This window comes from Pseudomonas sp. BP11-1-1 (assembly GCF_052112105.1).
GTDB classification, from domain to species: Bacteria; Pseudomonadota; Gammaproteobacteria; order Pseudomonadales; family Pseudomonadaceae; genus Aquipseudomonas; species Aquipseudomonas alvandae.
The window spans coordinates 44,185-58,890 of record NZ_JAUTYU010000020.1; the positions used below are offsets into that span (position 1 = coordinate 44,185).

19 protein-coding genes and 1 pseudogene are annotated in these 14,706 nt (G+C 57.2%); 7 read left to right on the forward strand and 13 right to left on the reverse strand.

Going from position 1 to position 14,706, the window contains the following annotated elements:
* Nucleotides 1–12: 12 nt before the first annotated feature.
* A complete protein-coding gene (locus tag Q7C33_RS25040; protein WP_030140968.1) occupies nucleotides 13–459 on the forward strand; it encodes a hypothetical protein in 447 nt (148 codons plus the stop codon).
* A 93-nt stretch (nucleotides 460–552) separates the two neighbouring features.
* Here Q7C33_RS25040 and Q7C33_RS25045 read toward each other — a convergent pair whose 3' ends face one another.
* Nucleotides 553–1,431, reverse strand: a complete 879-nt coding sequence (locus Q7C33_RS25045; protein ID WP_030140969.1) for a LysR family transcriptional regulator — start codon at nucleotides 1,429–1,431, stop codon at nucleotides 553–555.
* Nucleotides 1,432–1,516: 85 nt separating this feature from the next.
* Between Q7C33_RS25045 and Q7C33_RS25050 the strand changes: the two genes are divergently transcribed.
* Both Q7C33_RS25050 and queC read left to right on the forward strand, forming a co-directional pair.
* Nucleotides 1,517–2,446, forward strand: a complete 930-nt coding sequence (locus tag Q7C33_RS25050; RefSeq protein ID WP_407684312.1) for a DMT family transporter — start codon at nucleotides 1,517–1,519, stop codon at nucleotides 2,444–2,446.
* 87 nt (nucleotides 2,447–2,533) lie between these two features.
* Nucleotides 2,534–3,238, forward strand: a complete 705-nt coding sequence (gene queC, locus Q7C33_RS25055; RefSeq protein WP_030140971.1) for a 7-cyano-7-deazaguanine synthase QueC — start codon at nucleotides 2,534–2,536, stop codon at nucleotides 3,236–3,238.
* Between the two features lie 33 nt (nucleotides 3,239–3,271).
* Here queC and Q7C33_RS25060 read toward each other — a convergent pair whose 3' ends face one another.
* On the reverse strand, nucleotides 3,272–4,150 hold the full coding sequence (locus Q7C33_RS25060; protein WP_217861082.1) for a queuosine precursor transporter: 879 nt from the start codon (nucleotides 4,148–4,150) through the stop codon (nucleotides 3,272–3,274).
* Complete coding sequence (locus Q7C33_RS25065) at nucleotides 4,140–4,739, reverse strand: helix-turn-helix transcriptional regulator (protein ID WP_258648751.1); 600 nt, start codon at nucleotides 4,737–4,739, stop codon at nucleotides 4,140–4,142. Before Q7C33_RS25065 ends, Q7C33_RS25060 begins: the two co-directional genes overlap by 11 nt.
* A 443-nt stretch (nucleotides 4,740–5,182) precedes the next feature.
* On the opposite strand from Q7C33_RS25065, the pseudogene Q7C33_RS25070 reads away from it, so the two are divergent.
* Nucleotides 5,183–5,428: pseudogene (locus tag Q7C33_RS25070) on the forward strand (DUF6124 family protein); the annotation flags it as partial.
* Nucleotides 5,429–5,454: 26 nt separating this feature from the next.
* A complete protein-coding gene (locus Q7C33_RS25075) occupies nucleotides 5,455–5,706 on the forward strand; it encodes a hypothetical protein (RefSeq protein ID WP_030140975.1) in 252 nt (83 codons plus the stop codon).
* A gap of 84 nt (nucleotides 5,707–5,790) precedes the next feature.
* On the opposite strand, the gene Q7C33_RS25080 is transcribed toward Q7C33_RS25075, so the two are convergent.
* A complete protein-coding gene (locus Q7C33_RS25080; protein WP_217861079.1) occupies nucleotides 5,791–6,309 on the reverse strand; it encodes a hypothetical protein in 519 nt (172 codons plus the stop codon).
* 389 nt (nucleotides 6,310–6,698) lie between these two features.
* Here Q7C33_RS25080 and Q7C33_RS25085 point away from each other — a divergent pair, with 389 nt between their 5' ends.
* Entirely contained in the window at nucleotides 6,699–7,679 is a 981-nt protein-coding gene (locus Q7C33_RS25085) for an alpha/beta fold hydrolase (protein ID WP_407684313.1), read from the forward strand.
* Between the two features lie 101 nt (nucleotides 7,680–7,780).
* Here Q7C33_RS25085 and Q7C33_RS25090 read toward each other — a convergent pair whose 3' ends face one another.
* From Q7C33_RS25090 to Q7C33_RS25100, 3 genes are read right to left on the reverse strand one after another with little or no spacing between them, the layout of a single operon-like run.
* A complete protein-coding gene (locus Q7C33_RS25090; protein WP_030140978.1) occupies nucleotides 7,781–8,068 on the reverse strand; it encodes an addiction module antidote protein in 288 nt (95 codons plus the stop codon).
* Nucleotides 8,065–8,370 carry a type II toxin-antitoxin system RelE/ParE family toxin gene (locus Q7C33_RS25095; protein ID WP_030140979.1) on the reverse strand — a complete coding sequence of 102 codons (306 nt, stop codon included), beginning with the start codon at nucleotides 8,368–8,370 and terminating at the stop codon, nucleotides 8,065–8,067. The genes Q7C33_RS25090 and Q7C33_RS25095 overlap by 4 nt, the downstream gene beginning before the upstream one ends.
* Nucleotides 8,371–8,428: 58 nt before the next feature.
* Nucleotides 8,429–9,346 carry a LysR family transcriptional regulator gene (locus tag Q7C33_RS25100; RefSeq protein WP_407684314.1) on the reverse strand — a complete coding sequence of 306 codons (918 nt, stop codon included), beginning with the start codon at nucleotides 9,344–9,346 and terminating at the stop codon, nucleotides 8,429–8,431.
* A 152-nt stretch (nucleotides 9,347–9,498) separates the two neighbouring features.
* On the opposite strand from Q7C33_RS25100, the gene Q7C33_RS25105 reads away from it, so the two are divergent.
* Nucleotides 9,499–10,743, forward strand: a complete 1,245-nt coding sequence (locus tag Q7C33_RS25105) for an MFS transporter (protein WP_442095326.1) — start codon at nucleotides 9,499–9,501, stop codon at nucleotides 10,741–10,743.
* 189 nt (nucleotides 10,744–10,932) lie between these two features.
* On the opposite strand, the gene gspM is transcribed toward Q7C33_RS25105, so the two are convergent.
* From gspM to gspH, 6 genes are read right to left on the reverse strand one after another with little or no spacing between them, the layout of a single operon-like run.
* Nucleotides 10,933–11,388, reverse strand: a complete 456-nt coding sequence (gene gspM / locus Q7C33_RS25110; protein ID WP_323155267.1) for a type II secretion system protein GspM — start codon at nucleotides 11,386–11,388, stop codon at nucleotides 10,933–10,935.
* Nucleotides 11,388–12,491 (reverse strand): type II secretion system protein GspL, encoded by a 1,104-nt coding sequence (gene gspL, locus Q7C33_RS25115; RefSeq protein WP_323155268.1) that lies wholly within the window; start codon nucleotides 12,489–12,491, stop codon nucleotides 11,388–11,390. Before gspL ends, gspM begins: the two co-directional genes overlap by 1 nt.
* Nucleotides 12,491–13,336: a type II secretion system protein GspK gene (locus Q7C33_RS25120; protein WP_407684315.1), complete on the reverse strand. Its 846-nt coding sequence runs from the start codon at nucleotides 13,334–13,336 to the stop codon at nucleotides 12,491–12,493. Before Q7C33_RS25120 ends, gspL begins: the two co-directional genes overlap by 1 nt.
* The gene (locus Q7C33_RS25125; protein WP_323155270.1) at nucleotides 13,333–13,866 is read right to left on the reverse strand and encodes a type II secretion system protein GspJ; all 534 of its coding nucleotides are present in this window, start codon (nucleotides 13,864–13,866) and stop codon (nucleotides 13,333–13,335) included. The genes Q7C33_RS25120 and Q7C33_RS25125 overlap by 4 nt, the downstream gene beginning before the upstream one ends.
* Entirely contained in the window at nucleotides 13,859–14,245 is a 387-nt protein-coding gene (gene gspI / locus Q7C33_RS25130) for a type II secretion system minor pseudopilin GspI (RefSeq protein WP_323155271.1), read from the reverse strand. Before gspI ends, Q7C33_RS25125 begins: the two co-directional genes overlap by 8 nt.
* Nucleotides 14,238–14,705: a type II secretion system minor pseudopilin GspH gene (gspH, locus tag Q7C33_RS25135; protein ID WP_323155272.1), complete on the reverse strand. Its 468-nt coding sequence runs from the start codon at nucleotides 14,703–14,705 to the stop codon at nucleotides 14,238–14,240. The genes gspI and gspH overlap by 8 nt, the downstream gene beginning before the upstream one ends.
* Between the last annotated feature and the right edge of the window lies 1 nt (nucleotide 14,706).

Genomic DNA, 14,706 nt, shown 5'->3' on the forward strand with positions numbered 1-14,706 from the left:
AAGGAGACCATGATGCCGTTGAAGAAAATCGCTGTGACCGCCGCCCTGTTGCTCGGCACCCTGCCAAGCCTCAGCCAGGCCCGTGATACCGCGCTGTTCCTGCCGTTCGATAAAGTCGTCGCCGAAGCCATCCGCACCGGCAAGATCGACGGCAGCGTGAAGTTCTACCTGGCCGGCAACAAACCGGCCGGCAACGTCACCGTGGTCAGCCCAGGCGCGGTGACCAACAAGAAAACCAACGCCTTCAACAAGTCCGACGAAGTGGCCTGCGAATGGGTGCTGCAATCGGCACTGATCAGCCTGCACCAAGCCGCCAAGAACGCCGGCGCCAACGCCGTCACCAACATCGTCAGCTTCTACAAGAGCAACGAACGCAAGGACCCGACTACCTATGAGTGCCACGCCGGGGCAATCATGGCCGGGGTTGCGTTGAAAGGGGATTTGGCGAAGGTGCAGTAGTCGCCAACCACCCATCCTGTGGGAGCGAGCCTGACAATTTCCCCGTGGCGAGGGAGCTTGCTCCCGCTGGGCTGCGCAGCGGCCCCCAGCAACCTAGCTAACCACGCCCCCTTCAAACTCCCTCTCCAACATCGCCAAAAACGCCTCCCTGGCAGGATGCCGACCCGCGTTTTCATGCCAATAAAACAGATTGTCTACCCCTGCCAATTCCGGAAATTCGTACCCCGTCCAACCCGCCCCCTGGCGATACTGCTCATAGATCCCCCTGGGAACCAGCGAAACACCCGCCCCAGCGCTGACACAGCCCACGATAGCGCCATAGCTGGCGATGCTGATGATCGGCTGCACCTGACCGTGACGCAGCAACCACTGCTCCAGTGCCAGGCGGTACGGACAACCGACAGGCCACATGAAAATCGCCTTGCCTTGCAAATCCGCCGCACTGCGCAGCGGGCCAAGGGAAGCGGCAGCAATGAGCACCAGATCCTCACGGTACATCACCGCTCGCTTCAGCCCGGGCCGCTCCACGTCAACCGCGACAATCGCGGCGTCGAGCCGGCGGTGCCGGATATCGTCCAGCAACTGAGCCCAGGTCCCCGTGCTCAGTTCCAGCGACACCTGCGGGTACTGCGCGTGATATTTAGCCAACAACTGGGGCAGGCGCCCGGTGGCGCTGGACTCGATCGCCCCAATACGCAACGGTCCACTGGGAGCGTTGGAGGGTGCGATTGCGCGGCGAGCCTCTTCCGTCAGGCTGAGGATTCTCGTCGCATATTCCAGGAATATCTGTCCCGCCGGGCTGACTCGCACCCCACGTCCGTCGCGGAAAAACAACGACGTGCCGAGCTCCCGCTCCAGCGACTTGAGGCGTGCAGTAATGTTGGACGGAACGCAGTGCAGCGTTTCAGCGGCGCGCGCAAGGCTGCCGGTGTCGCAGACCGCTTTCACCATGCGCAGTTGGGACAGTTCCATAGCTCACCCAAAGTGAATGATTGACTGAGTTTAAGTCACTTGTGGTGATAAGCCGCGTTTTCGATACTCCGAGACATGCACTTGGATGAAGACGCCGCTGATGCTCAACAAAGGTTCGGAACGATCGGGCGTAAAGGTGACCCTGGCAGCAACGTTCGTCATTGTGTGCTGGGCCTATTCCCCGATTGGCATTCGCATCGGTCTCCAGGCCTACGAACCCGGCCACCTGGCCTTGATTAGATTTCTCATCGCCTCGACGTTCATGGCCGTATTGGCCTCGGTCAAGGGCATCGGCCTGCCTCGAGTGAAGGACCTGCCATTGCTCGCCCTGCTGGGTTTTTTCGCCGTCAGCCTGCATCACATCGCCCTCAACTACGGGCAGCGAGGTGTCAGCGCTGGCGCCGCCAGTGTCCTGGCCCAATCCACACCATTGTTCAGTGCGCTACTGGCGCATTTCGCCTTCAAGAACAGCGTCAATGCGTGGCAGTGGATGTGCGTGCTGTTGGGGTTGGCGGGTGCTGCCGTAGTGGTCATGGGAGATCTTGGTTTGGGTCAGATAAACGCTCATGGGCTGCTGATCCTCCTGGCAGCATTATCCTGGAGCTTGTATTTCGCCCTGCAAAAACGCCATTGCCATCGTTACGACGGCTTGACCATGGTCTGTTACACCGTCTGGTCGGGCACCGCCCTGTTATTCGTATTCGCGCCTGGGCTGCTGGACGAGGCAAGACAAGCCCCCACTTCGGTGAATTTGGCCGTGCTGATGCTGGGCATCTTTCCCAGCGCGCTGGCGTACCTTGCCTGGGCCTACGTCCTGGCACACAGCGACGTGAGCCGAGCCTCCATGGCGCTTTACCTGACCCCTCCGACCGCCATGCTGATGGCCTCGATGATCCTCGCCGAACGTCCGTCGGCAATGGTCATCGTCGGGGCGGCCACCGTGCTGACCAGCGTCCTTGCACTCAACCTTGACCCTACGAGGCTGCAAGCAAAACTCGGAAAGCGGAACACCTAATTTCCGAAATTTCCCACACCAAAACCCTTGAACTTCGCGCTACGGTCACATCCCAACCACAAACCGGGAATGCCAAGGATGAACGAAGTGACCAAGAAAGCCGTGATCGTATTCAGCGGTGGTCAGGATTCCACCACCTGCCTGATCCACGCATTACCCCAGTACGACGAAATCCACTGCATTACTTTCGATTACGGCCAACGCCATCGCGCCGAGATTGAAGTGGCGAAGGACCTCGCCAAGCATTTTGGCGTGACGGCCCATAAGGTCCTGGACACCACGTTATTGAACGAGCTGGCGGTCAGTAGCCTGACTCGGGACAACATTCCGGTTCCGGCGGCGAACAGCAGCAAGGACGGCCCGCCTAATACATTCGTACCGGGTCGCAATATTCTGTTTCTGACGTTGGCGTCGATCTATGCCTATCAGGTGGGGGCTGAAGCGGTGATCACCGGTGTGTGCGAGACGGATTTTTCAGGGTATCCGGATTGTCGGGACAGTTTTGTCAAAGCCATGAACATCGCGATTGAAACCGGCATGGATTACAAACTGCGCATCGAGACACCGTTGATGTGGCTGAATAAAGCAGAGACTTGGGCCTTGGCGGATTATTACGACCAGCTGGAGTTGGTGATGAACCGTACGCTGACTTGTTATAACGGGGTTGTGGGCAGTGGATGTGGGGGATGTGATGCTTGCAGTCTTCGTGCAGGGGGGCTGAAGGCTTTTACTGAAAATAGAGAAAGGGTTATCAACGCGTTAACAAATAAAATAAACCAAAAAAATCTCTAAAAACCGGTGGCTGTCAAATTGACAGCCACCTTTTTAAGCAGGTTGAGCCTCGACAACGTACCTTTTGAATAGCGATCTGGCAGCATAAGCCGGGAATACATTAAAAACAGCAAAGCACATTTTTATGGCTATTTGCACGTAGACTATTTTCAGTATTTCGTCATTGGTCAATGACCCGTAAAACGCGATGAAGCAAAAAAGAAAGCTATCTATAACAACCGCAAAACAGGTACTGAGCAGCACTCGCAAAAACAAATATCTTGAACTTGTAAGCTTTTTTATTTTGCTAAGCAAATATGAATTTACATACTCTGAAATGACAAAAGAAACAGACGAGGCCAGCAAAACCGACGACACATGTGCCACAACCCTTTCATAGGATGAGTCAAGCTGCCAGCTTGATAGGCCGGGAAACCAGCTGGTCACACTTAATGCCACCAATATGAATACGTTACCTACACACACAAACCATATGGATTTCTTAGCCAGCCTGAGACCATAATATTCATTTAGTATATCAACGACAAGGAAGGTCAAAGGATACAAGAAAATGCCAAGCGTGATTACAACATCGAACTGCTCTATGTATATAAGCTTCGCTGCAGAAATATTGGCAAGCACATATAACGCAAACAGCATAAAGCTCAGAGCCAAGTAGACCAACCATGACCGCTCATGACGATCGCCCATCTCATAAGCGGACAATGTGGCGCCACCTGAGTAAAACTTTCTATAAATCTCTCTTACTTCTGCCTTGGTCAAATCATCCATAATTTCGCTTTTTACAAGCTTCGCCAGTTTGAGCTTTATTACCCTACCGGTGGAAATCACCATTACGATGGCTAAATTTTTACTATTTTCAAAGCCTACAAGCTTGTACTTACTATTCTCAGCCTCACGATTATCGACCATTAAACCGTTCCTCAACCACCTCTCCAATGACCAGAGTTGCGTCAGAGCTAGATAAATATCCAGTGACAATCTGAAACTGTTTTGTTGACTGCTTCCAGATCAATTTTTCTGCTGCGCTGCTTAAGTCACCTTTTCTCACGACCAACAAATCACCTGACTCATATGCACCTTCAATATCATTCTCCAAAAGTACTCCGATCAAATTACTGGCCGAACCGAAATAATAAGTCAATGGATACACTGTTACCAACTCCCCGATTTTCTTATTGAGACAATGAAGTATCTGACTTTCCTTTATTACAGGGACTGCTGCGGGATTCATGTTTCCATGCAGCGAAACGCTGCTCTCGATTATCTCTCGCTCTTCAAAATCTACAGACTCGATCTCTTTATACGATACGCCAAAAAAATCTGAAATTTTTCTAATAGTGGTTTGCTGTACATTCACAACCCTCCCTTCCAAGATGTTATAGATCGTGGTTCGGGTCAATCCGCTCGAATTGCACAAAGAAATCTGCGTCTCCCCACGACTCTTTATCAGATACTTAACGTTATTCTTCAGTATCTCCGCTTTTTCTTTTTTGTACATGAACTTACCAACATCAAAAAAATCGATAAACCTCATAGACAGTGTAGGCGACATTTACAAAACTGGACATCCTATCTCCTCCACCATAGGTAAACACCATTGATTCGCGACAAAAAAGCGTTAACTGATATTTCCGCAAAAGAAGAAACGTAAATCATAGGAAATATCCTACGGAAGAAAGCAACAGCCTGAGTACCAACCTAACCCCTCCACGCACCTTCTCGCCGCGCTGGGCGCTCACTTATTGACCAAGAATAATCATTTTACTAAGCATATGTTCATTATATTGATCAATATATAAAGAGCACGCATATAACACTTTCACTTTTCTCCAACCTACGTAAAGTGTTGCCTTCTTACTTCAATCACTGGATCTGTTCTATTAAAAGGAGCGCGTCATGGAGAAGGTAACCTCCCACACGACCCAAGGCCTCACCGGCGCCAGCAATTTCTTCACCATCCTCCCCAACATCGACACCCAGTCCTTGCTCTGCCACGCCAGCGAAACCCTCGCCTCCCTGAACGTCATGTCCACCGATCTTGCAGGCGAGCTGCAAGGTGCGCACCGCAGCATGGCGATGGCCCTCCAGCAACTGACGGAGCTGGGCGAGTTGCTGGTCAATCGCGCGCTGGAAAACCTCGATCCGCCCATAGGCTTGCCGGACGCTTCATCAACCAACCAACGCTAACTCATCAACCCAAGGAGGGTTTTGTCATGAAAAGGTACAGGCCAGTCACCGGCACCGATTGCACTATCGCTTCGTTATTGATCGACACAGAAGCCCCCCTGGACGTCTTGCACGAAACCGCGGCCGACCGCATTCGCGCCGCCACTCAGTTTCTTGAAAACCTGGCATTCGAAGGAGGTGCCTATAGCGAATTAGCTCGCGTGCTGGTGGTTTCATTGCGCGAAGGTTGCGATTTGCTGGATGTCGTCGGTCGACGTCTGCAGACGCAGGCGACTTGAAAAGAAAAGGCGCCTTACGGCGCCCTTCGAAACATCAACTCCTAACTCATAACTTCCTCTGATCCCTTTTCCTCGCCTCATTGATTACAGCCTCTGCGAATGCAGGTAATAAACCTCCGCCAACCTAAGCGCAGGCAAAAAGTCCTCCGCCGTCGGCCCCCCCTCCCGCACGATGATCATGAAACGTTTCTGTAGCGTATTAATGATCTCATCGCCATTGCTCAAGCGACTGCCGACCAGCGCAATGTCGCTGTTGTTTTTCCCGGCGCCGGTGATTATCCGTGCGGTGCTGCCATCGGCGTACACCACCTCATCGCCTTTCTGCGCGGCGCGTACTTTCCAGCCATTGTCCAAGGTGAACGTCAACGACGATGACACTTGCTGGATCGTTCCGCCGTCACGCGTCTGGCTGCCCTCGGTGGCCACTCGGTAGATGGCGATTGGCGGATGAGCTTCGACAAAGGCTTTTTGTCGACTCACGAATGCCGCGACGTCTTCGCCATAGCCCTCCAGTTGCCGGGGCTCCAAGTACAGGTCATCCAGATGACGAAGAGACTCTTGGGAGATTTCGTTGGTGTAAGGGGCATCCAAAGACGAGTGCATTTCCAGGGACCTTATTCATGGGCTTCAGCTGCGTTCCTTTGCGCCGGGAATGAGCGCTGAGCCGGACGATTTTCGGAATGATGAATAAGACGTTGCAGCGCTGGTGGATGGCAATCCCAACGGCGTGGTATCTGGAACGAATAGGAAGTGTCCTAACTAGAAATGCGCGTTTTCCTACAGTCGAAAGGAGCTTGGCGCAACGCCCGTCCTCCCGCCGTTCTTCTGTCCTCAATCGAAGCAGCACCTTTTGCCTGTTGTCGGAACTGTCAACTTTGACAGTAGCGACAGTGCTCGGGGTAGCTTCAGGCTCCCAGGCGTCGACGTTCGATCAAACCGTTCGACCTCATGAGCTGTGATTCGCAGTCCATAAAATTAACTTGGCTCCAAACATGGATGAAAAATTGATCAACACAATAGCCTGGTCGGGCCGCGCAGCCATGTCTTCCAAACACGCAACAGCGTCTTCGGCGGAACCAAACAGCGTCGTTGTCGACGGCGCGACATTTACCCACGCCTATGTGTCCGTGAACGGTATTCGCCTCCACTACCTCATGGGCGGTGATGGGACGCGCCCGATATTGTTGATGCATGGGTTCCTGGGCAGTTGGCGAAGCTGGGAGCCGTTGATGGGCGCATTGGTGCATGCCGGTTTTACCCCCCTCGTTCCTGATTATCGCGGCGCTGGCGAAACGGATATTTCAGTTGGTGGCTACGACAAAAAAAGCATGGCCCATGATCTGCACGAACTTGCCACCCTCTTGAACATCAAGCAGGTCGATATCATTGGTCATGACATGGGTTTGATCATTGCCTACGCCTACGGGGCGCTTTATCCGGATGAAACCGGGCACATCGTATTAATGGATGGGTTTATTCCGGGCATTCCTGGATGGGAATCTGCCTATAACGGGGATCCCGCAGCCGGCATTGCCAGCAAATGGCATTTTCGCTTCTTTGGCAAAACGGCCATTGGCATGATCAAAGGGCACGAAAAAACCTACCTGGATATGTTTTTTGATGACTTTGTATTCGAGGGCAACGATAAAGTGCCCGATGAAGTGCGACAGGCACTGGTAGACGACTACTCCCGGCCCGGCCGCATGGAAGCAGCATTCAAGCTTTATGCAGCCTGGGTAGAAAATGACGCGAATGACAACCTGGAGTTTGCCAAGAATAAACTGACGATTCCGCTGCTCACCATCGGCGGGGACCATTCAAGAGGAAAAACCCTGGCCGAGCAGGCCCTGCACATCGCAACGCAACCGCACCCATTGACATTGATCAATACCGGCCATTGGGTACTGGAGGAACAAACGCAGGCGACACGTGACGCAATCCTGGCATTTCTGATGATAAAAAATGACGGGTAATAGGTTTTCACAGGGTCTGATGGCGGGACATGAACAAAGAAGGGCGTCCCTTTGGGCGCCCTTCTTAATCAAATCTGCTGGTCGTTTTTCATGTTGCCTAATTAGGTACTGGCATGCAGTTTCAGCCCCAACGCTTTAACAACTTTCAAAATAGTACCGAACTCAGGGTTTCCTTCCCCTGACAAGGCGCGATAAAGGTTTTCCCGAGAGAGGCCCGCGTCACGGGCCACCTGGGTCATCCCACGAGCTCGTGCAATGGTCCCTAGGGCTTTAGCAATGAATGCGGGGTCATCTCCTGCCTCGTCCATGCATGCATCCAAATAGTTCGCCATGTCCTCTTCGGTCTTGAGGTACTCGGCAGAGTCCCAGCGAGTGAATTGTTCGGTCATGGGTTTTGCTCCTGCCAGGATTTTGCGATCAGCCTGGCTTGCTTGATATCACGTGCTTGACTGCTTTTGTCACCACCACACAGAAGGATGATCAATTGTCGGCCTTGCTGCATGAAATAAATTCGATAGCCCGGACCGTAATCGATACGGGCCTCACTCAACCCTTCTCCTAAAGCTTTGACGTCACCCAGATTCCCATCGGCCATACGATCGACTCGAACCTGAATACGCATCCTGGCACGGCTATCAGCCAGCTTCGAGAGCCAGCCGGAAAAGGTAGAGCTTCGAATGATCTCCGTCATGTCGCGCAGTGTAGCCCCTACGCTACACCCGCTCAAGTTTGGGTCACGTCATCCGTCTTCAACAGCCTTGGGAAGCGCAAGTAACGCCTTGATCACCATCGGTCAACAACGCCACAAACGCTGCCGCCATCGGCGAACGCTGATCCTTGCGCTGTACCAGCCACACCGCCGATACCGCCGCCGGGTCGAGCAGCGGTCGATAGACCACACCATCGATACGCATGCGCTGATAAGACGCCGGCAACACCGAGACGCCCAGCCCCGCTGCCACCAGGCCGATGATGGTCATGGCCTCTCCCGCTTCCTGGGCGAAGTGCGGGCTGAAGCCGGCGTCGCGGGCCAGGTTCAGGAGTTGCGCGTAGAGGCCGCTGCCGTAGCTTCGCGGAAAGAACACGAACGGCTCCTGGGCCAGCGCGGCAAGGAACAGGCCGTCTTCGTTGCCCTGGGCCAGCGGATGCTTGGCGCTGAGCACGGCCACCAGCGGTTCGCGGCTGAGTTCGATTTCGACCAGTGAATCGGGCAACGGCAACGGTCGCATGATGCCCACTTCGATCACTTCGTCCATCAATGCATCGGCCACTTGGGTGCTGCTCATTTCCCGCAGGTTCAGGTGCACGGCGGGAAAGCGTTGGCGAAAGGTAAAAATCGCTTGGGGGATAGTGGAGTTGAAGGGCGCCGAGGAGGTAAAGCCGATCTTCAGCTCGCCCAGTTCTCCCAACTGAGCACGGCGGGCCACATCGGCGGCCTTGTCGACCTGGGCCAATACCCGCCGCGCCTCTTCCAGGAAAAGCCGCCCGGCCTCACTCAGTTCGACCCGACGATTGGTGCGATCGAACAGCCGTGCGCCAATCTCTTGCTCCAGCGCCTGTATCTGCTGGCTCAAAGGCGGCTGGGAGATGCCCAGGGCGAGTGCGGCACGGCCGAAGTGCAGTTCTTCGGCGACGGCGATGAAGTAGCGCAGATGCCGCAGTTCCATGGAAACTCCAGTAGGTCGTTCAACGTCTTAAATAGGTCGAACAATATATTGGATAGAATCATTAGCCGGCTATATGCTTTTTTCATTGCCTGCCTGGCCGTGCTCCTCCGAGGTCCACCGTGAAAACTGCTGTCGCCCCACTCGCCCATGAAATCCCTCCCCGTGCGCAGGATGATGTCGTCGCCGAATTGAAGGACATCTACATCGAGAAGGGCACGCCGATGTTCATGCGCACGGTGCTGGCGCTGTTCTGCGGAGGTTTTGCGACGTTTGCCCTGCTCTATTGCGTGCAACCGATGATGCCGTTGTTGTCCCAGGAATTCTCCATCAACGCGGCGCAAAGCAGCCTGATCCTGTCGGTGGCGACCGGCCTGCTCGCCGTCGGCTTGTTGATCACCGGTCCGATTTCCGACCGCATCGGCCGCAAATCGGTGATGGTCGCGGCGCTGTTCGCTGCGTCGGTGTGCACGATTGCCAGCGCGATGATGCCGACCTGGCAAGGCGTACTGGTCCTGCGCGCGTTGGTGGGACTGTCCCTGAGCGGGTTGGCCGCGGTGGCGATGACGTATCTGAGCGAAGAAATCCATCCCAAGCACATTGGCCTCGCGATGGGGCTGTATATCGCCGGCAACGCCATCGGCGGCATGAGCGGGCGCCTGATCACCGGGGTGTTGATCGACTTTGTCAGCTGGCACACCGCGATGCTGGTGATAGGCGGCCTGTCGCTGATCGCGGCAGCGGTGTTCTGGCGGATCCTCCCCGAGTCGCGCAACTTCCGCCCCCGATCGCTGCATCCGCGCAGCTTGCTGGACGGGTTCATCATGCACTTTCGCGACGCTGGGTTGCCGCTGTTGTTTCTTGAAGCTTTCGTATTGATGGGCGCATTCGTGACGCTTTTCAATTACATCGGCTACCGCCTGCTGGCCGAGCCTTATCATCTGGATCAAGCCTTCGTCGGCTTGCTGTCGGTGGTTTACCTGTCGGGGATCTACAGCTCAGCGAAAGTCGGCGCACTGGCGGATAAACTCGGTCGCCGCAAAATGCTCTGGGCGACCATCGCACTCATGTTGACCGGCCTTGTGCTGACCATGGCCACGCCGCTGTGGCTGGTCATCCTGGGCATGCTGGTCTTCACCTTCGGTTTCTTCGGCGCCCACTCGGTCGCCAGCAGCTGGATCGGCCGCCGCGCGCTCACGGCCAAGGGGCAGGCTTCGTCACTTTATCTGTTCAGCTACTACGCCGGCTCCAGTGTTGCGGGCACGGCGGGCGGCGTGGCCTGGCACCTGGGCGGCTGGAACGGCGTCGGCCTGTTCATCGGCGGTTTGCTGGTGATCGCGTTGTGGGTGGCGGTGAAGCTGGCGAAACTGCCGTTGTTGCCGGGGAATGTGCGGGCTTAGCTATCGCTATCCACATCAGGGACAAAGTAAACACTTTGTGGCGAGGGGATTTATCCCCGCTGGGTTGCGAAGCAACCCCAAAACCAGACACCGCGGTGCCACAGATGAACCGTGCAAACCGGTTTACGACTGCTGCGCAGCCGAGCGGGGATAAATCCCCTCGCCACAAGAGCCCATACGCATGGTCGGTCACTGCCGAAAAACCACCTGTGCATGCAACCTTCCATTCTCCACTTCAAGGGTCAGCGAGCGCAGCCCCGCGCCCTCTCGTTCCTGTTGATCCAGCCAACGAAGCAAAGCGTGGGCATCCCCACTGACGACAAGTCGCAACGAATCGCCATCGACGTCCATTTGCGCCATGTCCAGCCCCGCCGCTGTCGCACTTTCATTGATGCGCACCGACAACGGCCGCGCGGCGGCAATCGTGTCCCGGTTAGGTTCGGCATGCTGGATCAGGGCGCTCAATTCAGCTTGTTGGCGGTGCTGTCGTTCGGCAACCTCCAGCCGTTGCCGGGTCGGTTGCCAAATCGCGATGTAGGCCAGCGCCACTGATAACAATCCGGCAAGCCCAAGCAACAGCCACTGTTCACGGCGCGATAGTGTTCCCCAGGCCTGTTGCAGGCCTCGCCATCCATTGAAGTTCATCAACCGTTCTCCAGCGTGAGAATGGCCTGCACGCGATTGTTCTGTTTGCTGGCGCCGTCCAGGGTGACTGGCAATCCGTTTTGCTCTCCGCGTTCACGCAGTTGTTCCAGTTCGACGAAACTGTTCACGGTCAGTTGGATTTTCCAACCTTCGCCTTCACGGAAGTCGATGCGCTGCACCTCGACGTTGCTGGCCCCAATGACCTGCTCCGCCAGACGCGCCAGACGCGCCACCTGGGTGTCCTGGCTATGCACACGACGACTCTGCATTGCCTGGAACTGCGCGGCCAGGTCGACGATCCGCTCCTGCCCGGGATACAGCGACCTGAATTGCTGTTCGCTTTGGGCATACAAACGCCGTGCTTCAGTATCAAGAAAGCGTATGCGGGCTTCGCTGAAGACCCAGGTGAGTAGCAAAAGGCCGAGCGCAACCGCCGAAGCCCCCCGCCATGGCAGCGGTCGGCGCCGGCGACGGAATTCACCCTGCAACAAGTCAATGGGACGGCCTCGCGCGTTCAGCAGCCATTCATCGATGCCCGGGCAATCGCGCTCCTCGTCCAGCCAGTGGATGTCCTCCGGCAGGCCGGGCTTGATGACTGCCAAGGCCCGTGCCGACAACGAGGCCCGCGCCGACAATCCTCCGCCCAACAGCCAACGCCCGAACCAGCGCACGCCGAATGCCTGGTCGCCGGCGGGCAGGTCGGCATCAACCTGCACCGTCCGCGTATCGATGCCCTGGCCGGCGAGCAGCGCCAGCAGCGCCTGGAACCGCGCCCGCTGCGTCACCATCATCGGATAGCGGTGCTGACGATCACGCGGGCCGATGCTGATGTGCAGCGCCTCCAGGTTTTCGCTCAGTTGTTCTTCGATGGCGAAGGCCAGGGCCTGGTGTCGAGGTTGACGTCGAGACGGCCACGGATCGCTGCGCAACCAGCTGCACATTTCCATCGGCAACAGCACGTCGACGAGCCGTCCGTCCAACTCGCCGGCCGCCTCGTGCAAAGGCAGGCGACGGCGTTCGCCGGCTGGCGACCAGACGCAGCACGGCCAGTTGGCGCTGGGCGCGTCCAGGCCTTCGGCTGTCAGGTAAAGCCAGGTTTTCATCAAGGAAGCTCGCTAGGGCTGAAGGGGAGGAAACGACGCTGGCGAACCGTCCAGCGTCCGCTCAGAGGGTCGCGCTCGATATCCGAGGCCAGCCGCAGACGGCTGCCGGCCTGGACCACGCTCACGGTGATCCGGAACCAGCGACTGCCCACCCCCAGCCCATGGCTGTTGAGGCCGAGCCCGGACACCAACGGATCGTGGGTGAACGCCTGCACGCTGGCGTATGGCGCATGGCGACGCTGGTTGACCAATGCCTCGGCTGGCCCGGTTTCCATGCCATTCAAGGTCATCAACACCAGCGGCGGGGCCGTATTGATGTTCAGTCGTGCGTCCTTGGGCAGCAACACCACCCAGGGGTCCAGACGTCGCAGCGTCTGACCATCGATGTCCGGTAACAGGCGCAGTTGGCTCAACTCCTGTACCGGCCCGACCTGGGGCAACGTCAACGGCGGCAGATCCAACAAGGCGAGCAAGCGGGTCCAGCGGCCGAGGCTGACCTGATCGATTTGCCCCAGCGCCAGCAGCCCGTTGAGATTCAGGCGCCCGGACAAATCCTCGATACGGATGTGCAGCTCGGCGCCGTCCACTTCCAGGAGAGACCCGGGCAGGGCCCAATCCTGGCTCAAGTCAACGGACCCGGACGAGGTGATCCCACTGCTTTCCAACACCTCCCGCGCCCAGGCTTCCCCCGCCAGACCCAATTGACGCAACTGGACCTGTTGCAGTTGTTGCGCGCTGCTGTGCAATAACAGGCGATGGCTGCGCAACAGGCCGCCAACCAGCAGCAACGCCAGGCTCAGCACCAGCAGCACGCTGATCAGCGCCACCCCTCGTTGGCGCTTCATGGCAGCGCCTCCGGCAACAGCAGCACGCGACGGATCTGTTCAAAACGCCCCGCCGAGACGATCAATTCCAGCGCCAGCGGCGTGCTGCCACCTGGGGTTTCTGGGCGCCAGCCCCGTTGCCGGTCGAATACGCGCCAGCTCAAGCTGCGGACGTCGTCGAGCAATTTCTGCCGCTGCACAAGCACCGTTCCTTCGCCGACACTCTCGCGCCACAACGCGCTGTCCTTGAGCTGATAGCTCACCGTTTGCCGCTCGCTGCGTAGCTGGTCCAGTGGGTTGCGCCAATGGCTGCGCCGCAGTTGCAACTGCCCAGGGGCGAGCACGACCGAGCCGACCACTGCCTGCCATGCATCCCGTTCGATCACCCCCACCGCACGCTGCAACGCCCGGATGTCACGTTCATGCTGAGTGACCGCCTGCTGGGTCCGTACTACGCCATCGAACAGCCGCCAACTGACCAGGCCGAGCAAGGCAAAAATACCGATGGCGATGACCAGTTCCAACAAGGTGAAGCCCGATTGCTTATTCATGCTGGCGACGGATCCATCCAGTAATGCGGTGCGCGACGGTCGTGCTGTCGGCACGGCTGACCTGGATCTCGACCTGCAGCAGTCGTCCATCACGGGCCGGGGAGGTACGTAGCTGCAAAACCCAGTCGCGGCGATCCAGATGTCGGTTTAGTCGCTGTTGCCCTGGCGGAGTGACGGCTGCCAGGCGCAGTTCGCTCATCTGATTGTCGGCCAGCCAGGCGCCGAACAAGCGGTCTTCGAGCCCGGCGCTTTGCTTGAGCACGAACTGGCTGGCCGAGAGCACGGCCGCCGCCAGCGTCGCGAAAATCGCCAGGGCGATCATCACCTCCAACAGCGTGAAACCCTGGCAGCCGACTGCGTGCCTGCGAGCACTACTCATCGATCAGCGGCTCCGCCAGGCCATCGCTCGAGACCCGGGCAACCGTCTGCCCAGCGACTTTGATGAGCAACCTGAACGGACTGATCTCATCACTGCTGAGCATCAACAATTGCGCCGGACCTTGAGCGTCATCAAGGCGCAGGACATGACCGTCCAGCTCCATCCCAAGCGCCAGCCCCTCGGGCAAGCGATGCAATGCCGACACCGCCGCCCAGCCCTGGGCTTCGAGGCGCAGCGCCTGATAACCGCCAGGCTGCACGCGCACGCCGTATTCCTGCCCGTCCAGCACCGCCCGCTCACGCAACTGCTGCACCACCGCGACGAAGTCCCGGGCCTGCTGCCGGGCCTCCCGCGCCGGGCTAGAGCCCGTGGCGAAGCGGACCATGCCTGCCAGGACGCCGATCAAGACGATGACGACCATCAGTTCCAGCAAGGTAAAGCCTCGGCAATGACGTCCCATG

Coding starts and splice junctions, on each gene's coding strand:
- Q7C33_RS25120 (WP_407684315.1), bottom strand. CDS start 13,336: ATGAAGCGCCAACGAGGGGTGGCGCTGATCAGCGTGCTGCTGGTGCTG.
- Q7C33_RS25065 (WP_258648751.1), bottom strand. CDS start 4,739: ATGTACAAAAAAGAAAAAGCGGAGATACTGAAGAATAACGTTAAGTAT.
- Q7C33_RS25100 (WP_407684314.1), bottom strand. CDS start 9,346: ATGGAACTGCGGCATCTGCGCTACTTCATCGCCGTCGCCGAAGAACTG.
- Q7C33_RS25075 (WP_030140975.1), top strand. CDS start 5,455: ATGAAAAGGTACAGGCCAGTCACCGGCACCGATTGCACTATCGCTTCG.
- gspH (WP_323155272.1), bottom strand. CDS start 14,705: ATGGGACGTCATTGCCGAGGCTTTACCTTGCTGGAACTGATGGTCGTC.
- Q7C33_RS25050 (WP_407684312.1), top strand. CDS start 1,517: ATGAAGACGCCGCTGATGCTCAACAAAGGTTCGGAACGATCGGGCGTA.
- gspI (WP_323155271.1), bottom strand. CDS start 14,245: ATGAGTAGTGCTCGCAGGCACGCAGTCGGCTGCCAGGGTTTCACGCTG.
- Q7C33_RS25125 (WP_323155270.1), bottom strand. CDS start 13,866: ATGAATAAGCAATCGGGCTTCACCTTGTTGGAACTGGTCATCGCCATC.
- Q7C33_RS25080 (WP_217861079.1), bottom strand. CDS start 6,309: ATGCACTCGTCTTTGGATGCCCCTTACACCAACGAAATCTCCCAAGAG.
- Q7C33_RS25095 (WP_030140979.1), bottom strand. CDS start 8,370: ATGACGGAGATCATTCGAAGCTCTACCTTTTCCGGCTGGCTCTCGAAG.
- Q7C33_RS25085 (WP_407684313.1), top strand. CDS start 6,699: ATGGATGAAAAATTGATCAACACAATAGCCTGGTCGGGCCGCGCAGCC.
- gspM (WP_323155267.1), bottom strand. CDS start 11,388: ATGAACTTCAATGGATGGCGAGGCCTGCAACAGGCCTGGGGAACACTA.
- Q7C33_RS25060 (WP_217861082.1), bottom strand. CDS start 4,150: ATGGTCGATAATCGTGAGGCTGAGAATAGTAAGTACAAGCTTGTAGGC.
- gspL (WP_323155268.1), bottom strand. CDS start 12,491: ATGAAAACCTGGCTTTACCTGACAGCCGAAGGCCTGGACGCGCCCAGC.
- Q7C33_RS25090 (WP_030140978.1), bottom strand. CDS start 8,068: ATGACCGAACAATTCACTCGCTGGGACTCTGCCGAGTACCTCAAGACC.
- Q7C33_RS25040 (WP_030140968.1), top strand. CDS start 13: ATGCCGTTGAAGAAAATCGCTGTGACCGCCGCCCTGTTGCTCGGCACC.
- Q7C33_RS25045 (WP_030140969.1), bottom strand. CDS start 1,431: ATGGAACTGTCCCAACTGCGCATGGTGAAAGCGGTCTGCGACACCGGC.